The 19,620-nt window shown below is 57.4% G+C and carries 22 protein-coding genes; 2 read left to right on the top strand and 20 right to left on the bottom strand.

What is annotated here, in order from left to right:
- The first annotated feature begins 167 nt into the window (after window positions 1-167).
- Window positions 168-881 carry a hypothetical protein gene (locus tag QWJ34_RS22275; RefSeq protein ID WP_302731286.1) on the top strand — a complete coding sequence of 238 codons (714 nt, stop codon included), beginning with the start codon at window positions 168-170 and terminating at the stop codon, window positions 879-881.
- A gap of 399 nt (window positions 882-1,280) precedes the next feature.
- On the opposite strand, the gene QWJ34_RS22270 is transcribed toward QWJ34_RS22275, so the two are convergent.
- The 15 genes from QWJ34_RS22270 to QWJ34_RS22200 form a co-directional block, all read right to left on the bottom strand.
- Window positions 1,281-2,210, bottom strand: a complete 930-nt coding sequence (locus QWJ34_RS22270) for a phosphotransferase family protein (protein WP_302731284.1) — start codon at window positions 2,208-2,210, stop codon at window positions 1,281-1,283.
- Window positions 2,207-2,848 (bottom strand): hypothetical protein, encoded by a 642-nt coding sequence (locus tag QWJ34_RS22265; RefSeq protein WP_302731283.1) that lies wholly within the window; start codon window positions 2,846-2,848, stop codon window positions 2,207-2,209. Before QWJ34_RS22265 ends, QWJ34_RS22270 begins: the two co-directional genes overlap by 4 nt.
- A 16-nt stretch (window positions 2,849-2,864) precedes the next feature.
- Window positions 2,865-3,941, bottom strand: a complete 1,077-nt coding sequence (locus QWJ34_RS22260; protein WP_302731282.1) for an NAD(P)H-dependent flavin oxidoreductase — start codon at window positions 3,939-3,941, stop codon at window positions 2,865-2,867.
- Between the two features lie 34 nt (window positions 3,942-3,975).
- A complete protein-coding gene (locus QWJ34_RS22255) occupies window positions 3,976-4,380 on the bottom strand; it encodes a hypothetical protein (RefSeq protein ID WP_302731281.1) in 405 nt (134 codons plus the stop codon).
- Between the two features lie 53 nt (window positions 4,381-4,433).
- On the bottom strand, window positions 4,434-4,976 hold the full coding sequence (locus QWJ34_RS22250; protein WP_302731280.1) for a hypothetical protein: 543 nt from the start codon (window positions 4,974-4,976) through the stop codon (window positions 4,434-4,436).
- 82 nt (window positions 4,977-5,058) lie between these two features.
- Window positions 5,059-5,589, bottom strand: a complete 531-nt coding sequence (locus QWJ34_RS22245) for an AAA family ATPase (protein WP_302731278.1) — start codon at window positions 5,587-5,589, stop codon at window positions 5,059-5,061.
- Between the two features lie 51 nt (window positions 5,590-5,640).
- Window positions 5,641-5,907, bottom strand: coding sequence for a GrpB family protein (locus QWJ34_RS22240; protein WP_302731276.1), 267 nt, complete (start codon window positions 5,905-5,907; stop codon window positions 5,641-5,643).
- Between the two features lie 24 nt (window positions 5,908-5,931).
- Window positions 5,932-6,666: a hypothetical protein gene (locus QWJ34_RS22235; protein ID WP_302731274.1), complete on the bottom strand. Its 735-nt coding sequence runs from the start codon at window positions 6,664-6,666 to the stop codon at window positions 5,932-5,934.
- Window positions 6,667-6,689: 23 nt separating this feature from the next.
- Complete coding sequence (locus tag QWJ34_RS22230) at window positions 6,690-7,082, bottom strand: hypothetical protein (RefSeq protein WP_302731272.1); 393 nt, start codon at window positions 7,080-7,082, stop codon at window positions 6,690-6,692.
- A 39-nt stretch (window positions 7,083-7,121) separates the two neighbouring features.
- Entirely contained in the window at window positions 7,122-7,517 is a 396-nt protein-coding gene (locus QWJ34_RS22225) for a hypothetical protein (protein ID WP_302731270.1), read from the bottom strand.
- Between the two features lie 174 nt (window positions 7,518-7,691).
- Window positions 7,692-8,084: a DUF7674 family protein gene (locus QWJ34_RS22220; protein ID WP_302731268.1), complete on the bottom strand. Its 393-nt coding sequence runs from the start codon at window positions 8,082-8,084 to the stop codon at window positions 7,692-7,694.
- A gap of 140 nt (window positions 8,085-8,224) precedes the next feature.
- On the bottom strand, window positions 8,225-8,695 hold the full coding sequence (locus QWJ34_RS22215) for a hypothetical protein (RefSeq protein ID WP_302731266.1): 471 nt from the start codon (window positions 8,693-8,695) through the stop codon (window positions 8,225-8,227).
- Between the two features lie 5 nt (window positions 8,696-8,700).
- Window positions 8,701-9,165, bottom strand: coding sequence for a helix-turn-helix domain-containing protein (locus QWJ34_RS22210; protein ID WP_302731264.1), 465 nt, complete (start codon window positions 9,163-9,165; stop codon window positions 8,701-8,703).
- Entirely contained in the window at window positions 9,080-10,759 is a 1,680-nt protein-coding gene (locus QWJ34_RS22205) for an ATP-binding cassette domain-containing protein (RefSeq protein ID WP_302731262.1), read from the bottom strand. The genes QWJ34_RS22210 and QWJ34_RS22205 overlap by 86 nt, the downstream gene beginning before the upstream one ends.
- A 175-nt stretch (window positions 10,760-10,934) precedes the next feature.
- A complete protein-coding gene (locus QWJ34_RS22200) occupies window positions 10,935-11,543 on the bottom strand; it encodes a TetR family transcriptional regulator (RefSeq protein ID WP_302731260.1) in 609 nt (202 codons plus the stop codon).
- A 177-nt stretch (window positions 11,544-11,720) separates the two neighbouring features.
- Between QWJ34_RS22200 and QWJ34_RS22195 the strand changes: the two genes are divergently transcribed.
- Window positions 11,721-12,614, top strand: a complete 894-nt coding sequence (locus QWJ34_RS22195; RefSeq protein ID WP_302731258.1) for a ketopantoate reductase family protein — start codon at window positions 11,721-11,723, stop codon at window positions 12,612-12,614.
- Window positions 12,615-12,743: 129 nt separating this feature from the next.
- Here QWJ34_RS22195 and QWJ34_RS22190 read toward each other — a convergent pair whose 3' ends face one another.
- From QWJ34_RS22190 to QWJ34_RS22170, 5 genes are all read right to left on the bottom strand, one after another.
- Window positions 12,744-13,322 (bottom strand): P-loop NTPase family protein, encoded by a 579-nt coding sequence (locus tag QWJ34_RS22190; RefSeq protein WP_302731256.1) that lies wholly within the window; start codon window positions 13,320-13,322, stop codon window positions 12,744-12,746.
- Complete coding sequence (locus QWJ34_RS22185) at window positions 13,319-13,879, bottom strand: SMI1/KNR4 family protein (protein WP_302731255.1); 561 nt, start codon at window positions 13,877-13,879, stop codon at window positions 13,319-13,321. The genes QWJ34_RS22190 and QWJ34_RS22185 overlap by 4 nt, the downstream gene beginning before the upstream one ends.
- Window positions 13,880-13,908: 29 nt before the next feature.
- Window positions 13,909-15,747, bottom strand: coding sequence for a heparinase II/III domain-containing protein (locus QWJ34_RS22180; RefSeq protein WP_302731254.1), 1,839 nt, complete (start codon window positions 15,745-15,747; stop codon window positions 13,909-13,911).
- 427 nt (window positions 15,748-16,174) lie between these two features.
- Window positions 16,175-17,305, bottom strand: a complete 1,131-nt coding sequence (locus tag QWJ34_RS22175) for a glycoside hydrolase family 88 protein (protein ID WP_302731253.1) — start codon at window positions 17,303-17,305, stop codon at window positions 16,175-16,177.
- Between the two features lie 16 nt (window positions 17,306-17,321).
- A complete protein-coding gene (locus QWJ34_RS22170; RefSeq protein ID WP_302731252.1) occupies window positions 17,322-19,571 on the bottom strand; it encodes an AraC family transcriptional regulator in 2,250 nt (749 codons plus the stop codon).
- Between the last annotated feature and the right edge of the window lie 49 nt (window positions 19,572-19,620).

The following is a 19,620-nucleotide window of genomic DNA, read 5'->3' as shown; positions in this document are numbered from 1 at the left end:
GCGGCTTAAATGAATCTGAAATGAAAAAATTGGTGAAGATCGGCAGGGACTGCGGTTTTCTATGATATAATTTTTTTATTCACATAAAAGCGAGCGACGAAGAACGTCCTCTCCGGCAAATTGTCGGGAGGACGTTTTTTGCGTTCATTTTTAAAGGAGGAGTCTTGATGAACAATCGCAATTCCGCCCAGCCAGTCGAATTCGAAGCGGCGCATGCTCTTTATTTGCGTCGGCATCTGGAAGCGCGCTCCGGCGAGCGGCGGGGAAGACTGGAGCGCGGACACCGGTATGCGGAGAAACTTTTTTTGGAAAAGGTCTGGTGGCCGCTGCTCGGCAGTCTCGACCATCTGCATCCGGAGTATGAGATCCACGATTGGAACCGCCGCTCGCAGTTTCTCGACTTCGCTTTCCTGCCGGAGAACGGCGGAAAGATCGGCATCGAATGCGACGGCTTCCAGAGTCATATCAAAGACATGGATCGCGAGCGCTTTTCTTACGCGCTTAACCGCGATTCGTTCTTAACCGGAATAGGTTGGAAAATGCTGCACTTCGCGTTCGACGATATCGAGCGGCGCCCCGAAGTATGCCGGATGCTGCTGCAGTTAAGTTTGGGTCCGTTCGCTGCGGGGCCGTTCAGCCGGCCGGATCATCCGGAACTTTCTCCGGAGGAGAAAGACGTGCTGCTTACCGCCTGGCATCTGGGACGGGCCATCCGGCCAATCGATCTTCGGCAGAAGTACGGATTCTGCCATCGCAAATCCCGCAAAATACTGACGACTCTCGCTGAGCAGAGACTTCTTCGTGCGGTCCCGGGCGGCAAGGGCTCTTATGTATGCAAATATGAGACTGTCGGAAGCTTTCCTGAATTCCTTCTGCGCTAGGGCGTGTTTTCAAACTTCGAAGGGAGCAGATTTGGCTGGATTTTCGTTCGATACAAGGAACTTTTCTGAAGGCGTGCCGGGGCACGTCAAGGGAAAGTGACGCGGCGTTGAATGAAACGCACACGCTTTAAGTGCGATTCCAAAAATGTGAGCAAAAAGTCAACATTCCACGGCAAAGTCGCTCGACTTCCCAAAAATGCTGACGTTTGATCAACAATTCTTCCCGTGCCGGCGCATCATCGGCTTTGAGGAAAAGATTTGTTGACTTTACGTCAGCATTTGAAGGGAAACCCGTATTTTGTTTGTAAAATGTGAGCATGAAGTCAGCATTTTATAGAGTAGTCGCTCCCGGCAAGACGATCGCTGCGAATATTTATTCCGTCAGCGGGAAATTGTGCGCTAATTCTCCAGCCACTTCCCCATAAACCGCAGCAGTCTCCGTTCCCCTTCTTCATCCCCGTTCTCCCGGCAGTAATCGAGGAACGATCCCGCGAACAGCGCGGCGTAAACATCGACGATCCGGCGCTGCTCGGCGTCGAGTCCCATCGCCCGGCACAGCTCGTCCGCGTAGAACAGCCGATGCTCGCCGATATCGCACACAATCGCCGTCTGCGTCAGCGCGATCGCATACAGCGAATCGCCGTAGCACACAACGTCGAAGTCGATCACGCCGCGCAGTTCGCCTTTTTCCACAATCACGTTCTTGATCGTCAGATCGTCCAGAAAACAAACAGGTTCGATCGTATCGAAGTAAGAGGTCAAAGCTTCAAGCCTTCGATCCAGACGTTCCAATACGTCCGTACCCGCCACTTCGCCGCTTTGCTGGAAATTCGTTTCCCTGTCGCTGCGGATCAGCTCCGACCAGGAATGGAACGGCCCTTTGTCTCCGATCGGCACCCAGCCGTAACCCATACCGCGCGGAAGCCGGGAAGCTTTGCGCTGGAACGAAGCGATCCGCTCGGCGACCGCCGTCATCTGCTCCTGCGTCATATCGGGCAGCTCGTCGCGCAGATCGCGGCCCGGAATCTCTTCCAGAATCATATAGGCAAAAGGATAATCCCCGCCGTCGAAGTCGAACGCCAGAATCCGCGGAACCGGAATGCCCAGCTCGCGCAGGTCCGTCATATTGTCGCCCGTTCCGCGCATAACTTTCAGGTCGGCATTGGTGCGGACGATGATCGAACGCCCGGCAGACGAAGCTCGGTACACGACATTTCGATGACCGAAAGTCATACGCTCGAACACGGACGGATCGCTGCCGAGCGTTTGGGCTGCCAGACTGCGGATTATGCGTTCGTGTTCTTGATTCGTTGAATTGGATTCGCTCATTTTGAGTTGGCTTCTCCTTTTCCGCCTATCGGATATCCGATCTCCTCCAGGTCTTCTTCAAGTTCTGCCAGGCTCAGCTCGTCGGTGAACAATCCCAGCAGCTCGGACGTCAACGGCTCCAAAGCAAAAATTCTCGCTACCGCCCGCGGATCGAGCTCGGTCTCGTAATACTCGGCGGCCCATTGACAATAATAAGCCGCTTCCCCCGTCAGCACGCGCAGCAGCCGGCAGTCCTGCTCCGTGTAAAGCTTATCGGCCGACCAGCCCGGCGATTCCGGCAGATTCCAGAGGCAGAACGTCGTTTCATCTCCCATAAAAGCGGGCTCCCGCAAAAATTCGCTTACCTCGGCGGGAACGGCATCCACCCCGATCGCGGAGCTGCCTAACTCTGCACGCTCGCGGTCGAAACCTTTGATCGTCAAACGGTCCTGCGCAAACTGCGCAAAATAATGACTGCCTTCCCCGTCGCGCAGCGATGCCATTTCTTCCTCCTCATACCATTTGGCATTATAGGAGTAGTACCGGTAATCCCACTCGGGCGACAGCATCGCATCCAGCATAGCGGCCGCCCGGAAAATTCGGCTGCATTCCTGCGCGGAAGGAAGATTCTTCATGCATTCCGCAGCGTGTCCCGTCATACAGAGTTCCTCCTTATCACAGCAAAATGCGTTCCGCTTCCTCCACAACCCGCCGCACGATGGCTCCGGCCGGATGGCCGTCCGTAAGCATTCTCGTTCCCTGCCCCGCCCAAAGCGCCATATGCTCGGCGTCGTTTTGCCGGGCGGCGGCATTGCGAATTTCTCTGGTCAGCGTGTTTTGCGTCGGGAAAGGCAGCGGATCGAGGCCGGTGTCGGTCCAGCGCCGGATAAATGCGTTGGCGATCCCTCTGGCCGGACGTCCCGAAAACGCATCGGTGAGCACCGTGCTTTCTTCCGTGCTGCCGAGCAGCGCCTGTTTGTACGCCGGGTGCGCGCCGGATTCCAGCGAAGTCAGGAAGCGGGTGCCCATCTGGACGCCCGACGCGCCCAGCGCCAGCGACGCGGCAAGTCCTCTTCCGTCCATGATGCCGCCCGCCGCGATAACCGGGATGCCTACGGCGTCGACGATCTGCGGAACGAGCGCCATTGTGCCGACGTTTGCGCCCATGCGCCGGTTCGCCGTATCGAATGTGCCGCGGTGCCCGCCCGCTTCGCTGCCCTGCGCGGCGATAGCGTCGCAGCCCGCTCGTTCCGCCAGAATCGCTTCGTTTACCGTCGTCGCCGTCGCAATGATTTTCATGCCCGCCTTTTTCGCCCGCTGCATATAAGGTTCGGCCAGCAGACCGAAGGTCAGGCTGAGGATCGGGACCTTCTCTTCCAGGAGCACAGCGAACTGTTCTTCGAACAGATCGGGCGTAGCAATGTCGCTTCGCTCGGGATGCGGAATCTCCAACGAATCGCATACGCCGCTTAGCGCTTCGTTCACCACCTCGAAACGGGTAAGGTCGTCCGGTCCCGCGCGCGCAAAGAGATTGACGGCAAAAGGCGCTTCGGTACTCTCCCGGATCTCCCGCACGGCGCTGCGTATTTCTTCGGGCTTGAGGTAAGCGGCGCCCAGCGTGCCCAATCCCCCCGCCGCGGAAACGGCCGATACGAGCGGCGCCATATCGGGAATGCCCGCCATAGGCGCAAGGACGATCGGGTGACGAATACCGATAAGATCGCAAAGCGCGGTGTGGATTGAAATAGACACTGACAGCCCTCCTCTGCGTTACTTCCTATCCTTCCTAATTCCCATATTGATTTTGTTTTTCCAAGTCCGGTCTGAGCATTTCCGCTTCCCATCCCATTTCCTCCAGCACACCGATGCCGTCCGTGAATTCCACACGTTTCTCCCCGTCCCATCCATGCCGAAGCGCATACAGAACGAACAGCCGAATCTGTCCCGGAAAATGCAGATTCCAGCGAGCGGTTTGTCCGTTCTTCCTATCGGGCAGATCGATTCCCGTCATCAGCGGAGAACCTCCGATTACATCGTCCCAGGTATAGAAATGGAACACGCAGGCGTCGTTTCTTCGATCCGGCAGCGAAATTTTCAGGGAAACCCGGCTGGTGCCGGAATCGTATTTCTGCGCCAGGGTATAAATAAACTTCCGGTCGTCGACTACGATTTTCCGGTTTTTTTTGTGCATGGCATTCTCCTTTTTGGATCAATAGGACCCGGAAGGTTAGCTACCGGAATGTCTTAACAAGCCTTCAAGTCTTTGAAGTCATCGATATAATAACCGTCGCTATCCGCATAATCTTCGAATTCTTGATAAATTTCCCGAAGCGTCGGACTGGGCTCGCCGCAGTTGTCAAGCAGCCACTGACGCATTGCGCAAAGATCCCTAGCATCTTCATCCCATACAAAATCGATAACCCCCGACTCTTTTGCGGCACTGTCCGGCACATAGATTGCCCACTCGGAGTGCACATAATGTGCGAAGCCGTATGTACATGCCCGAAGCAGCCGCTGCAAATCGTCTTCCACTAAAAAGTTTCTCCACCGGATATAATGATGAAAATAACAAACGGTTTTTGACAGCCTTAAACTGATGCCACACGGTCCTTCAATTTCCCAAACTCCGCTAAAAGAGCTGAATTCCACTGTCCATAATCTGCCCCGATCTTCAGGGTTATAAGGAAGCAAATACTCAATAAAAGCTTTGACATCCGGCGGCGTTCCGGCGTTCAATGTCTGGATAAACCGATAGATTTCATTCTCTTCCAATTTGTGTGCAAACAAAGCGGAAAAATCTCTCCCCATACCCGCCAACCTTTCACGTTAAAGATTGAGAAGCGTCGTAATCCGTTCGATACATCCCGCTTCAACTGCCCGCTTGCAGTTCAATCCCGCACTCCGCGGCGATTCGCTCTACAACATCGTCCGGCGTCATCTCGTCCGTGTGCAGGTGCATCCCGAACGCTTCGGCGGACAAAGCCTCCAAACAGCGGTCGATCTGCTGCGCGGGCCAGGAATCGCTTCCGTCTCCCCGGCCTTTCAGACGCTGCAGCAGCGTTTCACGCCGGGCCAGCAGCGCGAAGTGGCGCACTTCCACGCCTTCCGCCCGCAGCGCGCCGACAATTTCGCGAAAATACTGCGGTTTTACCAGCGTCATCGGCACGATCACAACGCCCGGATGTTCCCGCTCAATCATGCCAAGCATCGACAGGTTCGTTTCGCGCCACAGCGGATAATCCTGAAAATCGCTTTTGTGCACACTGACGGGGCTGTTCTTGCGAATAAAGTACCCGACTTCTTCGGGATCGTAAACGAACGACCCCGGAATCCGCCGGTGCAGCTCGTAAGCCGTGGTCGTTTTGCCCGTGCCGAATGCTCCGTTAATCCATACGATCATTGCGGCGGCCCGGCTAACCTGCGGCCGCCGATCCCAATCTCGCTGCGCGTTTTACGCTTGACCATTCTCTAATACCTCCTGAATAAACCGGCTTTTCGCGCGCGTACAAGCTTCTCGGTCATCGCGGAACCGCTCCGCAAGCTCCCGCATTAGATGCAGATGGCATCGGCGGCGGTCGTTCTCGACTTTGACGAAGAAGCGCCGCCAGTCGTGGCTGTCCAATTCGGAGGGAACGTAGTGCCGGCTTTCACCGCTCAGGCGCGCGGCCACCGTTTCCTTCGCCCATACCGGCCAAGCGGAATGTTCGCCGGTTGTCATGCGCGCTTGCTCCTTCGCCGTCCATTATTTTAAAAGCTTCTGCTCCAGCTGCTGCTGAATATCGAAGTCTTCGATTGAAATCAGCGGCTTTTTGCCCTGGTTGCCCTTCTTCTCGCGCACCTGTCCTTCGCTGTCCGTGCGCTTGCTCGTATAGTCTCCGGTAAGCAGATTGAAGTCGTCTTCGTCGGCTTCCTCAGGCAGCTCGTTTCCTGTAAAGTATACGCCCCGGGTGATGCCGATCAATACCCAATCTTCGTTCTGGTAGCGGAAGCGGAACGTATTGTACCAACGGTCGGCGCTGCCGCCGTAGTGCCGGATCACGACGGCTCCCCGCTCGATTGCGACGCTGCGAAACGGATCGCCCCATACGCCGCCTTCGTCCGCGCTCAGCACGACGCGTTCGGCAATCTCGGACAGGCGATAAGCGCCCTTGCCGTCGCCGAACGCCAGCAGCAGCGAACGCGGCAGCGGCTCTCCGTCTTCGCCGTCCTGCTCGATGACCAGCGCAAGGTCGGGAATCCCGTCCTTGTTCAAGTCCCCTTCGGTCCGCGCCAATCCGCCGTTCGGCTGCAGCAGCGCATGCCAGCCCGCCGGAATCAGCCGGGCTTCGGCGACCGCTTTCGGCCTGGCGGACGCAGAGGCGGCCTGAGGCGGAGCAGCCGAGGAAGCGGATGCCGTCGCGAGAGCGGAATTTTCTCCGCAGGCGGTAATCAGGCCCGCAAGCAGCAGGCTGGATACGCACAACTTTGTTCGATTCATCTCGTTCATTCCTCCCATTCTTTTTACTTGCCTAAAATATCTCTCAGTTTGTTGGCCGCTTCGATCTCGATCTCATAGCCCACGGACGTATTCGGCACCTTGAGCAGCAGCCCTTTCATCTCGCGGTCCGAACCCAGCGACAGCTCGTAAGACTGTTCCCGCGTCGAGAAATCCATCCGGTACTCCGCGGTATAATTCATATCGCCTTTTAACTCTACTGCGCCGGCGGCCGCCTGTTCAAAAGCCTCGACCACCTCGGCGTCCGCGGACGAGAAATCTTCGCAGGGCGACTGATCCGCCAGCTCGGTCAAACAGTTTAGCGTTACCGTTTTGGATTCTTTCGCCTGTTTCTGCCCGGCTCCGCAGCCGGACAGGAGTACGGCGAGCAGGATCGGGATGATCCATCGTTTTCGCATCGTCGGCCTCCTTTGAGAAATTTCGTTATTTTTCAACATTTACCCTTCGACCATTCCGTAAAAACGGATCTCGTCTTCCGGCGTATCGGCGATTAGCACATCCGAACGCTCCGCCGCCTCATACAGGATCGTGCCTTTTTCCAACTTGTTAGCCATTCCGTTCTCAAATCCCTCACCGTTTGCGCTCTGCCGGAGCACTTCCGCCGCCGGTTCGCCGCGCGTCAGTTCGAGTTCATCGACCCAATCCACACCGGCCATATAAACGGTCCCCTGATACATAAACAAACTTGCGCCGGGATTCGATTCAAGAAGATCGGAAGCGGTGGGATTGCTCGTCGATACCGATTGAGTCTGGCGTTCCTGCGCGGGCGCGCAGGCAGTCGTCAGCATACAAAGCATCAATCCGACCGCGAGAAAAATTCGTTTGACCGGCATAGAGTCGGCACTCCTTTCGTATCGCCCGATTTGTTTACTCTATAAACGCGCAGTCGAGCGAAAAAGTTCGTCCGTTTTTAGGCCGTGTACGCAAACTCAGCGACGTGCATCTTTATCTGCTTCCTTCGGAGTTTGCGTACACGCCCTATTCCCGCCAGTACAGGCTAATCCCGTTCAGACCTTTTTCCCGTCCCAGTAATCGATCAGCTGCCGCCAGCTGCTTCGGGACACCGGTCCCAGAAAAGGCACGAAGTCTTCCAGTTGTACACTGCCGCTGCTTAGAATTACATTCTGCAAATCTTCCAGAAAACCGACGATCGCCAGTTCTTTCGTTTCCTGATCGCCTTCCGTTTGGAGAGTTTCCACCGTTTCGAAGATCGCTTCGAATTCCTCGGTTCGCTCCTGGCTGTACAGATCGAATACATGTTTCGCGAAATCCGCCAGTTCGATATACGGCAGCCGCTTATCTTCGGGCTCGTAATTGTCTTCGATATAACGCTCCAGTCTTTTTCGATAGGAAGGACAGGCTTCGAGAAACAGATCCATCACCTGATGGCTGCGGATCATGAATTCACCTCTTTTTCATAAAAAACCAGCGGCGTAAAAGAGCGGACCTGCATTTCGTGAATCAGCGGCGCGTCTTCGGGACCGGCCAACTGCAAAGTCACAGACATTCTCCAATCCCCTCCTGCGCTATCGTTATAGGTTTATTCCAGCGTCAGCATCAGCACCGTTTCCGGACCGACTTCCCGCAGATTGCGATGCAGCACCCGAGTCGCTTCCAGCATCGGGCCGCCCATATCGGTACTTTGCGTATCGTTAAAATCGTTGTAGAAACAGCCCAGCTCAACCGGGTCGAAGTTGTCGGGATTCAGCATCTCCAGATACTCGCGCTTATGTTCTTCCGTCAGCAGCAGACAGAGCGAATACCGCCAGCCGGACAATCGGGCTGCCAGTTCGCCGAATGCCGATTCCTCCAGATCGATCTGCTGCTCGAACAAGTATTCCAGCAGCGTCGAATAGACATAACCCGAGCCGTCGTAGTCGGATAATCTCCTGGAATGGCTTTCAACAAAAGCGCCGAACTCCGCAAATCCCTCGGCCTCGACGTCCGCGTGTCGTTCAAGCTCATCCAGCCGGTCAACCGGCAGCAGTCTAAACTCGGCAAACAAAGACATTCCGATCACCCTTCCTTTTCGATAGATTGCGGCGGCTCCGCCGGGCGATAGGCCTGCTGCTCGATCCAGGCGCCGAAGCTCAGTACGTACTGGCGCGAACCCGTCAGCACGACGCGCGCATACTGCGGCGACAGAACTTCGTAGTAGAATCTTCGGTCCGGTCCCGAGTAGACGTTATTGTATTGGTCGACAAGACGATCGCGCAACGGGTCCAGCCCGCCTTCGCCGGGAATCGGGATATTGAACGCGATCAGGGTTTCTTCGAAGCTGTCCGGCTGTATCGAATGTTCGGAAAAAGCGGTGATCGGATTCCGGAAGCCGACCAGATGACGCACGTCGTCCGGCGTAAAGCGCCATTGACCGCCTACTTTGGAGCCCGACAGCTCACCGGATTTCAGGTAGTTGCGGATCGTCCGGGTCGTGACCCGAAGCTGCTTGGCCAGATCCTCGATCGTCCAGTATGTATTCATTGAAATTCCCCGTCTCTATGCAAATAGTGTGAGTCGCGTACTTTGCCGCATCGCGGCTGTGGGACGTATAGATTACGAGCTTGCCTCCGGCCGCTTCGAGCAGGGTCCGGAAGATATCGTCGGCCGAAGCCTGATCGATACTGCTCGTGCATTCGTCCAGCAGATACACGTCCGCGCCCTGGAGCAGCATGCGGGCGACGGCAACCCGCTGCTTCTCGCCGCCCGACAGATTCGCCCCGTTTTCTGTCAGCGGAGCGTCCCAGCTTCTGGACCGCAGAATCGGCGCAAGCACCGCGGATTTTTCCAGCTTTTCTTTTTCCCCGTTCGTCAGCGCCCGGCCCCATCCGATATTTTCTTCCAGGCTTTTGGATAAAATAGTCATCTGCTGCGAAGCGTAGGCGATTCGGGACCGAAGAGAACGTTTGGCGATCTTGTCGATTGGAATATCGTTAATGCGTATTCCCCGCCCGTTCCGGAAACCGAGCAGCAGCTTCAACAAAGACGACTTGCCAGAGCCCGACGGGCCTTGTAAATGAACAACCTGTCCGGCGCAAAGCCGGGCGTTGATCCGATAGGACATCGTTTTCCCATCCAGCTCGAACATCGGATTTTCCAGCGTAATCTCGCCGATCCGCCCGACTTCAATCGCCCCGTCCGCTTCACGCTGCGCGTCCAGTTCGCTCGCGACGAAGTCCAGACTGGTTTCCAGCGTTTTGAGATTGAGGTTGATCCGCGTCAGACCGCCCAGCGCGTCGAAAAAAAGCGGCAGGATCAGGCCCACGATCACGATGCTGCCGATCGGCAGCCACTGGCGCGCAATCGCATACGTAATCGTCAGGTACAGCATATTTTGAAACAGCCGGTTGATAAAGTCGACGATCGAGCTCGTTCCCTGCGCAAACCGGTTCGTTCCCGCCAGCGTCCGGTACATCTTTCCGATTCCCGGTACCAGCAGACGCTCCAGCACCTCGTACTGCGGCAGCTGTTTGACCGCATCGGCATTCGACAGAGTCGATACCAGGTCTTTGTTGGCGGTGGCACTTTGTTCCTGCATCGACTCCATTTTACTCTTCAATCGGCGGTTAATAAACCGGAAGCCGAAGAAGTTGACCGGAATCAGCAGCAGCAAAGCCAGAAAAACCAGGACGTGCACGGAAAAAGCCAGCACCAGCACAACCGACAGGACCAGCAGCGCCCGGATCAGCTCCCCTAAGCCGGAAACCAGAAACAGATACAGATTGTCGACAGCCCCGAACATCCGGTTGATGAGATAGGTCGGCTCCCTCTTGATATAGGAATCGTACGTCATCCCGTGCATCCTGCGCAGAAGCGAGGATAAATGCTGCGTGTTGAACCGGGCCGCGTAGTTTTCCCGATAAACCAGCAGCGCGAACTGCATAACGAACGACAGCGTCATGGCACCGATCACGATGCCGAATGCGGATACGCTCATCCCCTCCGCCGTGTTCGACAGCAGTTGGACGAGCACCGGCGTGATCGTGGCGGTAATCGAAGTGAGCGTGACCAGGACAAGCGTGATCGCGACAAACTTTTTATTGTTCAGCAGCAGATTTTTCAGAAACGAATTTTTCATGCATAGCCGCCTCCTTTTAATTGAAAGTAGCTTATTTTTCATAATAACTCAACTTTAATATGAAAATAGATGAAATTTCGAGGTATTTTTGTGAATAAAAAAGAAAATAAAAGAAGCCCAATCCAGAGATTGAGCTTCTTTCTTATTCGATATCGCATCGCCAGTACGCTGCCGGTCATCTTCCTGTCTTGATCGCGGGACCGGACAGTTCGAGCAGCAGCTCGTTCATGCCGTTCATGATATACGGAAGCGTCGTCTCCACAAGCGGCCCGGTTGAGTCGTCGTCCCCGATCGTCAACCATTCGTAAGCGGCGCTGTAGATCGCAGCTCCCGTTATAGCCGCAGCCATCTTGGCGCGCCGCCGATTGGCCGGAGCGATATCTTCCGTTCGCAGTAGAATGGTCTCGATGGTTTCCTGAAGCATGCTTTTCATCTTCCGGTCCACCAGCGTCGCGATCGACTTGGAGTCCATCCGGCACGTCCGATAAAAATCGACGGTGTATCGGTAAGTCGCCAGAATCAACAGTTCGCACACTTCGTCCGTAAACTGCCGCGCTTCTCTCGCTTGTTCGGGCATCGTTTCGAGAAAAGCCTGCTCCGTGATCTCGTCCAGCAGCGCATATTTGTCTTCGTAATGGGAATAAAACGTAGCGCGATTGATGACTGCCTGCCGCGCGATGTCTTTGATGGTGATCGATTCAAAGCCTTTGCTCCGCAGCAGCGTTCTGAACGATTCCCGGATCAGCCGGCGGGTTCGCAGCACTCTCGGATCTTCCCGATTCATCTTCTTGGCTCCTTTTCTAAACCTCAAATCCCGGAATGTGTCGTTTATCCGACTTATCCGTTACTTTGTCGATTGCTCTCGTCATCGCTAACGTACTATGATTTTATCGAACAAATGTCGTTTAGGCAATTGTAAATGGCTGCATCCATGCAGATCAACGAAAGGAAAGATCGCCTCATGAACAAGAAAACTCACCGGCTGTTGATTGTCGGAGCGGGGGTTATTGGAAGTGTTTACGCGCTTCGACTGCTCCAATCCGGAGCGGATATCACCCTGCTTGCGCGCGGGGAACGGCTGAACGATCTTCGGCGGCACGGGCTTCGGTATAACGAAAATGGAGACGTCAAGCAGGTCCCGGTCCAAACGATCGGGAAACTGGAACCAAGCGACAGGTACGATTATATTCTGGTCCCGGTGCGATACGATCAGGCCGAGTCCGCGCTTGCCGATCTTAGGCGCAACGACAGTCCGACGATCGTGACCCTGACCAATACCGTTGGCTACGACGCCTGGACGCAAATCGTCGGCGACCGGCTGCTTCCGGGCTTCCCGGGCGCCGGGGGCGATATCAAGAACGGCGTGCTGCATGCCCGATTCGGTTCCGATCCGCAGCAGGGAACCTATATCGGGGAAATCAGCGGACAGATCACCGAACGAGTGCGGGAACTTGCCGGAATCTTCGAAACGGCGGGCCTGCACGTCAATATCGAGACCGATATCCTGGCATTTCACGTCTCGCATACCGCGCTGGCCGCCGTAAACAAGCACTTCTACACAGAAGACGGCATGGTCGATGCGGACACGGCAAAAAGCGACCCGGTTCTCAGCCGGATCGCTGCGGATATCAAGCGCAATTTGCGGTGGGTAGAGCGGGCCGGCATCGCGGTAATTCCTTCCGACACGAAGCGTATGGGCGAGCTGACGGAAAAAGAAATTATGGCGCTGTACCGCGAGATGTTGAGCAGCGATTTTATTCTCGACGTCAAGCTGGGCCGGCATGCGGTCAAAGCCAGGCCGGAGATTATGCTGCTGGACGAACATTTTCGCAAAAAGCTGTCCGCTTCTTTCTAGGGTGTGTACGCATTGCAGAACCGGCCGCGATCCGATTGGACGGCAGCGCCGTTCGTTCCAGCTCCGCGGCAAGCCTTTCGAGCCCGCTGTGCGCGATCAGATTCAGCACGGCTTGATCTTTTGGCATAGTCATTTCCTCCCGGCTTTTTCGATTGTTTTTCCAGTCCTATGTAGAGGCCCCGGCTGCCAAGCGATCTCAAGGAGACGTTCGGCTTCGGCAGTGTTCGTAATGCGCAGCACTTTCGCTCCGTAGGAATCCAGCTTCGCTTCAAACCGCGGCCGATCGCGTTCGAAGTCCCTTGTCCAGCGAAACATCAGCTTGAGTATGGACAGATCAGGCTTGTACGCGCACTCTTCGCGCCCGGTCCGCTGTTTGATCCATCGGCTGACGATACGCATCCTGCGCTTCCACAGCGGCGGATCGAGAAAAATAATCGCGTCCGCCCTCTCGTATAGGAAGGTATGAACAGACCGGTCCGTGCCTTCAAAAATCCAGGACCCCGACCGGTCGATCTGTTCGAGCAGCTTCCGCTGTTCTTCCGGCTTACGTTTGTACCGCTCCGTACCTTCGCTCCGGTATACGACCGAATCCAGTTCATGCCACGGAATGCCGAGCCGCTCCGACAAACGGCGCGCGAGCGTCGTTTTGCCGCTGGCGATAATGCCGACGATCCGGATTTTTTGAGGCCGTTCGATGGTATCGTTCATAGAAATTCCAACTCTCCCCAGAACGGGATCGGCCGAATCGAGTTCCAATCGATCTCCTCGTAGGACTTGTCGCGGAACTCTACTTTAAAATATTCTTCGAGATTCTCTCCGTAATGAATCACGTCCATCTGATGGACCGAAAAAACGGGATTGCGCGCTTCGTGCGGAGTCTCGGGAATAAAGCGGTGCGAATACAGCGGGATCAGTCTGGGAACTTTGGCATATTCCGCCGTCGCGATCGCTTTGGCTTCTTCCAGTTCCGTCGGGCGCATTCCCCAGTTCTCGGGCCAGAACACATTGTGCTCCACATCGAACAGCATGCCTTCCAGCGGCCAATCCAACCGCTCACGAATAACGCGGATATTGGATTCCGAGAAATCGCGCCAGTTGTAGAATCGATCTCCCAGCGGAAGAACTTCCATCAGCAGCTCGCGCAGATCCGGCGGAAAACGGATTTCGTACAATTGTTCGGCGCGCCGCACTTCGTCCTCGCTCAAGCCGGGAGCCAGGGCAACGCCGTGCGCTTTCAAAAGTTTATGGATAGGGGAACGGCTCATCGTGTCGGGCTCCTTCTTGTTCGTAATCGCTATACTCCCGAGCAGTCCAGGCTCCACTGACAAACGAACCGTTCCGGCAGCTGCCGGGCGGTCAGCGCGGTGCGGTATATCAGCAGCGGTTCGCTTTGATGCGCGTTCGTCGCCAGTTCCTCGGTCGCCGCTTCGAACAGCTCGGCGTCGTAGCGCAGTTCGGCGCGTCCTCTCGCTCCCTGCCAGACGATCTTGCCGGGTTCCATCTCCGGGCGGTGCAGGCTGATAAAATGTTCGGTCACGGCTGCTTCTGCCGGATCGGCGAATTCAAATTCGTCTCGCATCGTCAGGCGGGCGAACGCTTCTTCTTCCCGGCCGGTCCAGGCAAATGAACGTCCGAAGAAGCGCAGTCCCGCTTCTTCGCCGTAGGCGCGGGACAGATCCAGATCGAAGTGCAGATTGTCGCCTTCGCGTTCGCTGCGCAGCACCTCGGCCCGGTATTCGCCGCCGCCCTTCTGTCCGTGTCCGTTGATTACCGGCACGGAATGTCCGAGCGAGGAGGTATGCAGGTGCCCGTAACGTCCCGGGCCGAAATAATCCTGCGTGTACATCCCCGGCCCGAGATCCGTCAGCAGCGTTTCGCCGGCAATATGTACGATGAAGTGTCCCAGGTCGTTATGGTTGTGCGGTTCGTCGTTGCGGCCGCCTTTGGCCGAGAACGCGAATAATCCGGCGGAAGTCTCCCGCTTGTCGATAATCCATCCGGCATCCGGCAGATGGAACGAGCCTGTCGACGGCCGCCCTTCGGCCGAGGCATCGTCGGTCCACAGCAGGTTGCGCACCTGGTGCGGCCAACGGTAGCAGTGATCGTCGTGGAACGACGGCGTCAGCGGAACCGCCGGAGCCGACGCGCCGATCCGTCTCCGCAGCCGGCTGAGCAGACCCGGATGCAGCCGGATCGACGGCGCGCAGTCCGAATAGTTCACGCAGGCCGGCACAGTCAGCGCAACGGTGCCCGCATAATCGGCAATACGGCGGATCTTTCCGCCCTCAAGCAGGTCGATTTCCCCGCCGGTATACGCGTGCAGCATCTCGGCCCAATAGACGTAGTAACCGAAGCCGTACGTCCAGTATCCGGCGCCTTCCATGCAGCAGCCGTCTTCGCCGTAGCCGGACAGAAAGCTGCCCATCGCGTCGACGACTCTCGCCTGCATCCAGGCCAGCCGCTCCCGGTCTTCGACCAGCAGCAGCGCGGCCATGCCGACCGCGCCCGCGCAGACGGCGGACCAGTTGTGCTCCGCCGAGAACCAGAAGAACGGCCGATCGCCGCGGAAAGTCGGCTCGAATACCCGGCGCTCCACTTCCAGCCGGACGCGCTGCGCAATCCACGGATGCAGCCGATCGCCGACCAGCAGCAGCATTTCGGCCAGCGCGTGCGCCGTCTCCGCGGCGAACAGATCGACGATCCGATCCGATGGCAGCACGTCGCCGAGCTGGTCGTCTTCGGCATAATTCAGATGGGCGGGCACGGCCCAGCTGTATTCGTTGCAGATCTCCCAGACCGTCCGCTCCAGCGGCTCCAGATGCGCTTCGTCTTCGTCGATCAGCAGCGCAAGCGTCAGCGCCAGCAGACGGGCGCGGCGGCGAAAATACGGCCGCTCCGTTTCCAGCCGCGTCCCCCGTTCGCGGAACGCTTTCAGATCCGCGAAATCCAGCGCCGGCACAGGCTCCTTCGCCGCAAGCTCGGCTTCCGCCCGAATCTCTCCGAGCAGATCCGCAAACCGCTCGGAGTTCCGAAGCTCTTCCAGCTTCTCCGGCGTAACCGCCGCCCCCGCCAGATCGTCCGGCTTCCGCTCTACCCGCAGTATCGCTTCCCTCAACCGATAATACGCAATCATGTTTATCCTCCTTTTCTCCTTGCGACCTTTTGGCCGTCCTGCCTGTAAAGCGGTTTCAACCTTATCCATTCAATTATAACGAACTCTCCCTGCCAAAACACCCCAAAAAGGCGTCCTCTTCGGGACGCCCGAAAGTTTAGAGAAAGTTCAATTCTAAGCGAAGCGAATATGCGGAGGGAGAAATTCAGTGAAGGTCAAGACTTTCGAAGAAAGTCACTTCGGAAGCATATGCTGATAGTGTTCGCCTTTGAAATCGGGAAGATACCACTTACATCTAATTCCTCTTCCCGATTTCAACACGCGACCTAAAGTCTTTCGAAGAAAGACACATCGAAAGCGTAAGCTAACGAATTTCTCACGCAGCTGTTACGCTTCTCGTACGAATAGGACTTTCTCGACAGCTTAAAGGCGTCCCGTTCAAGAAGCCTTATCCCCGCTCATACCAATAGCCCGCCGCTCCCCGCTCCAGCCTCATCAGCGCCTCCAGATAATAATAGTCGCCCCAGATTACGTAGTCGTCCGGCGAAGCGCCGCCTCTGACGGAGTAGGACCCGTGCTTGAGCAGCCCTTCCGCCTCCGGATCGCCGTGCGTGGAATAGTGCCGCACCAGCGAAATCATCGAAGCTTCCGCCGCCCCCCGGAAAAAATCCCGCTCCGGATCGCTTTCGTCCAGCTGGTCCGCAATCTCCAGCAGGCCGCAGGCCGCGATCGCCGAAGCGGAGCTGTCCCGCTTCGTATCCGGCGTAATCGGAGCGTCGAAGTCCCAGTAGGCGACCCGGTCCGCCGGCAGACGGGCGTCGAAGTAACGCGCCATCTGTTTGGCGGTATCGAGCATGTCGGCGCTGTGCAGATAACGCGCCGCAAGAGCAAAACCGTAGATTCCCCAGGCCTGCCCCCGCGTCCAGGTCGAACCGTCGCGGTAGCCCTGGTGCGTGCCGCCGCGAATCGAATCGCCGGTCTGCGGATCGAAGAAGAACGTATGATAGCTGGACCCGTCGCCGCGGACCAGGAAGCGCCGCGACTTGTGCGCGTGCCGCTCCGCCGCTCGCAGATAGGACTCGCGTCCCGTCTGCTCGTGCGCCCAGAACAGCAGCGGGATATTGAGCATGCAGTCGATAATAATGCGGCCGCCGTTCTCCGCGTCCCCTTCCCGGCCCCAGGCCTGAATCAGGCCCGGCGCTTCCCGCCAGCGCTTCATCAGCATATCCGCCGCTTCCAGCGTGAGCGCGCGCGCTTCTTCGTCGCGCTCCAGAATCCACTGCGCTTTGGACGAGAGCGAATACAGAAAGCCGATATCGTGATGGTCGAATACGATCTTGCGGTCCATTCGGCTGCGGAAATTGCGGACCGTCTTGACCGCCTGTTCGCGAAACGCCGGGTCGCCGGTGTATTCCGCGCACAGCCATAGGATGCCGGACCAGAAGCCCGCCGTCCATTCCGTATTGTCGTTGAGCGTGTAATGCTTGCCGTCCTCGCTGACGTGGGGAAACCGGTCCCCGAACCGGTCGAAGTTGCGCGCCGTGACCTGCAGGGCGTCTTCGATCGCTTTTTGCCACATGGGTAATCGTCCTCCTTCAGGAAATATCCTGCTCCGCGCCGGTCTGCCCGCTTTTCTGGTACTGTTTGGGCGTTAGGCCGTATTTTTCTTTGAAAATGCGGATAAAATGATTGGTCGACTGGTAGCCGAGCTTCTCGGCGATCGCGCTGACGTTCAGCTCGCCCGCTCGCAGCAGTTCGGCCGCCGCTTCCAGCTTCTTGGTCGTGACGTATTCGATAAAAGTCATGCCCGTATTCAGCCGGAACTGCCGGCTGACGTAGTTGGACGTGACGCCGAGATGCTCGGCGGCGCGGTCCAGGCTGATCTCGTTGTACAGATTGTCGTCGATAAAAGCGCGCGCGCCGTCCACCAGCTCCCGGTTGGTGCTCTGGCGGCGCTCGCGCAGATGAAGCAGCGCGGTCCGGGCCAGATCGTCGATCCAGCCGCGGAAGACGCCGATGTCCGGCAGCCGGCGTACTTGTTCGCGAATATCCGCGCCGAACAGCTGCTGGGTGTCGACGCCCAGCGTTTTAAGCGTTTTGTGCAGCGTATAGACCAGTTCGTTCAGCTGGTGCATACCGTATTCGGCGGTGTAATGTCCCGCCAGCGTCTCGTCGACCGTGGCGCCGATCGCTTGAAGCGCCCGCTTCTCGTCGCCCGAGCGCAGCGCGCTTTCCAGCTCGTCGAAGCTCCGCGCCGAACCGCCGGTCGACAGCCGGCTGTCCGTATCCAGCTCGGCATAACGCAGCGAAGCCCGCCCGGGATAGAAGAACGCGTATTGGGACGCTTCCTGCGCTTCGCGGTGCGAAGCCGCGATGCCTTCGCGCCCGCTGATCCGCGCCGAACCGATAAACAGCCGGTCCGCCGGTCCCGTCAGCCGGCTTGCAAGGCCGGTCAGAAGCTGCTGCGCCCGCGCTTCGCCGCCGGAGACGTTCAGCAGCCCGTAGATCCGCCGGTCCGGAGCGACGACCGCCCAGAGCCGGCCGTCTTCGAGCGGCTCCGATTCCAGCCGCTCGGCGAACTGGTAAGAAGCGGTCAGCGGCGGTTCTTCGCCGGGAACTTCCGCAAGCCGCATAATAAAGGCGCAGACCGTTCCCCGCCGCAGTTCGAAGTCCAGCATCGCCGGCATTTCGTCTTCGCCGGCGTCGGCGCGGACGCCGGAACCGGCCCCGCTCAGCAGGTCCATCATATAATGGTACTTGATGACCGGCTTGTTGATCGCGAACTGCTCGTTCAGGTCGTGAATCTGCGTGGAATAGCGGCGCAGCGTCGTATCGATCGGCCGATACTGGCGCTTGGTCAGCATATACAGCAGGGCGACGCCGACGACCAGCAGCGCGGCCCAGACGCCGTACATGAGGTTTTTGAGCTCGGCCGCTTTTTTGTAGAACACGTTCTTGTCGACTACCGTGATGTAATCCCAGTTGTTGACGCGCGAATGCGCATAAGCCACCACCGCGCTGCGCCCGTCCAGCTCGCTCTCGAAGCTGCCCTGTCCGGTCTCGTCGGACGAAGACTCCCGGTTCGCCCAGATCGAGGCGGCTTCATTATAAACCGCTTCGTCTTCGCCGGCGCCGTTGTGCGAGATCAGCCGGCCCTGTTCGTCCACGATCAGCGACAGCCCGTAGCCGGGATCGAAGTTGTCCGCCAGCGCCTGCCGGACCGCGCTTTCCTTGAGATGGATCGCGAAGACCGCTTTGCGGCGGTCCGCCGGCGCGAAGTACGGATAGCTGCGCACGTAGCTGATCAGCCGTTCGTTTGTTCCGTAAGCGTCCGGCGCGGACGCCGCGTACCAGCCCACCTGGATATCCGTGGTCAGGAAGTCGTCCAGCCAGGCCGCACGGAATCCCGGATCGCGCTCCGATTCCCCGGGGAAGTAAAAGTAGCGGGTGCCGTAGAAAAACACGGGATCGCGGAAGTAGTACATATCGACGTAGCGGATAAACGGCTGTTCCGATTGCAGCGCGGTCAGCGCTTCCTTGACCGCGGCAATCGCCGAGTAGTCGTGGCGGATATCGTGCGTCATCGGGTAGAAGAGCGCCGTATTGTCGTCGGACAGTTCCGTCAGATTGCGCTTGGCGATCTGCACCGTCGGCAGCAGCAGCTGTTGGTCCACCGTATTCTGGATCTGTCTGGCGGACTGGGTGTTGAACCGGTACAGCTCCGTATTGTACGCCTGGATCATATACTGGAAGATGCCGACCTGCGGCAGTACGCCCAGCAGCAGAATCAAAGCGATATTGAAGAACAGCAATCTTGAAAAATAAGTCGATTCTTTCCGGTTCAACGCTCTCCCTCCCCTCTTCACTTCGATATCCGGCTTCGGCGCAGCCTTC

Origin of the sequence: Saccharibacillus sp. CPCC 101409 (assembly GCF_030518235.1) — a bacterium.
Classification (GTDB): Bacteria; Bacillota; Bacilli; order Paenibacillales; family Paenibacillaceae; genus Saccharibacillus.
This window is presented reverse-complemented; position numbering and strand designations above follow the sequence as displayed.

Coding starts and splice junctions, on each gene's coding strand:
- QWJ34_RS22275 (WP_302731286.1), top strand. CDS start 168: ATGAACAATCGCAATTCCGCCCAGCCAGTCGAATTCGAAGCGGCGCAT.
- QWJ34_RS22270 (WP_302731284.1), bottom strand. CDS start 2,210: ATGAGCGAATCCAATTCAACGAATCAAGAACACGAACGCATAATCCGC.
- QWJ34_RS22265 (WP_302731283.1), bottom strand. CDS start 2,848: ATGACGGGACACGCTGCGGAATGCATGAAGAATCTTCCTTCCGCGCAG.
- QWJ34_RS22255 (WP_302731281.1), bottom strand. CDS start 4,380: ATGCACAAAAAAAACCGGAAAATCGTAGTCGACGACCGGAAGTTTATT.
- QWJ34_RS22245 (WP_302731278.1), bottom strand. CDS start 5,589: ATGATCGTATGGATTAACGGAGCATTCGGCACGGGCAAAACGACCACG.
- QWJ34_RS22240 (WP_302731276.1), bottom strand. CDS start 5,907: ATGACAACCGGCGAACATTCCGCTTGGCCGGTATGGGCGAAGGAAACG.
- QWJ34_RS22235 (WP_302731274.1), bottom strand. CDS start 6,666: ATGAATCGAACAAAGTTGTGCGTATCCAGCCTGCTGCTTGCGGGCCTG.
- QWJ34_RS22230 (WP_302731272.1), bottom strand. CDS start 7,082: ATGCGAAAACGATGGATCATCCCGATCCTGCTCGCCGTACTCCTGTCC.
- QWJ34_RS22225 (WP_302731270.1), bottom strand. CDS start 7,517: ATGCCGGTCAAACGAATTTTTCTCGCGGTCGGATTGATGCTTTGTATG.
- QWJ34_RS22220 (WP_302731268.1), bottom strand. CDS start 8,084: ATGATCCGCAGCCATCAGGTGATGGATCTGTTTCTCGAAGCCTGTCCT.
- QWJ34_RS22215 (WP_302731266.1), bottom strand. CDS start 8,695: ATGTCTTTGTTTGCCGAGTTTAGACTGCTGCCGGTTGACCGGCTGGAT.
- QWJ34_RS22210 (WP_302731264.1), bottom strand. CDS start 9,165: ATGAATACATACTGGACGATCGAGGATCTGGCCAAGCAGCTTCGGGTC.
- QWJ34_RS22205 (WP_302731262.1), bottom strand. CDS start 10,759: ATGAAAAATTCGTTTCTGAAAAATCTGCTGCTGAACAATAAAAAGTTT.
- QWJ34_RS22200 (WP_302731260.1), bottom strand. CDS start 11,543: ATGAATCGGGAAGATCCGAGAGTGCTGCGAACCCGCCGGCTGATCCGG.
- QWJ34_RS22195 (WP_302731258.1), top strand. CDS start 11,721: ATGAACAAGAAAACTCACCGGCTGTTGATTGTCGGAGCGGGGGTTATT.
- QWJ34_RS22190 (WP_302731256.1), bottom strand. CDS start 13,322: ATGAACGATACCATCGAACGGCCTCAAAAAATCCGGATCGTCGGCATT.
- QWJ34_RS22185 (WP_302731255.1), bottom strand. CDS start 13,879: ATGAGCCGTTCCCCTATCCATAAACTTTTGAAAGCGCACGGCGTTGCC.
- QWJ34_RS22180 (WP_302731254.1), bottom strand. CDS start 15,747: ATGATTGCGTATTATCGGTTGAGGGAAGCGATACTGCGGGTAGAGCGG.
- QWJ34_RS22175 (WP_302731253.1), bottom strand. CDS start 17,305: ATGTGGCAAAAAGCGATCGAAGACGCCCTGCAGGTCACGGCGCGCAAC.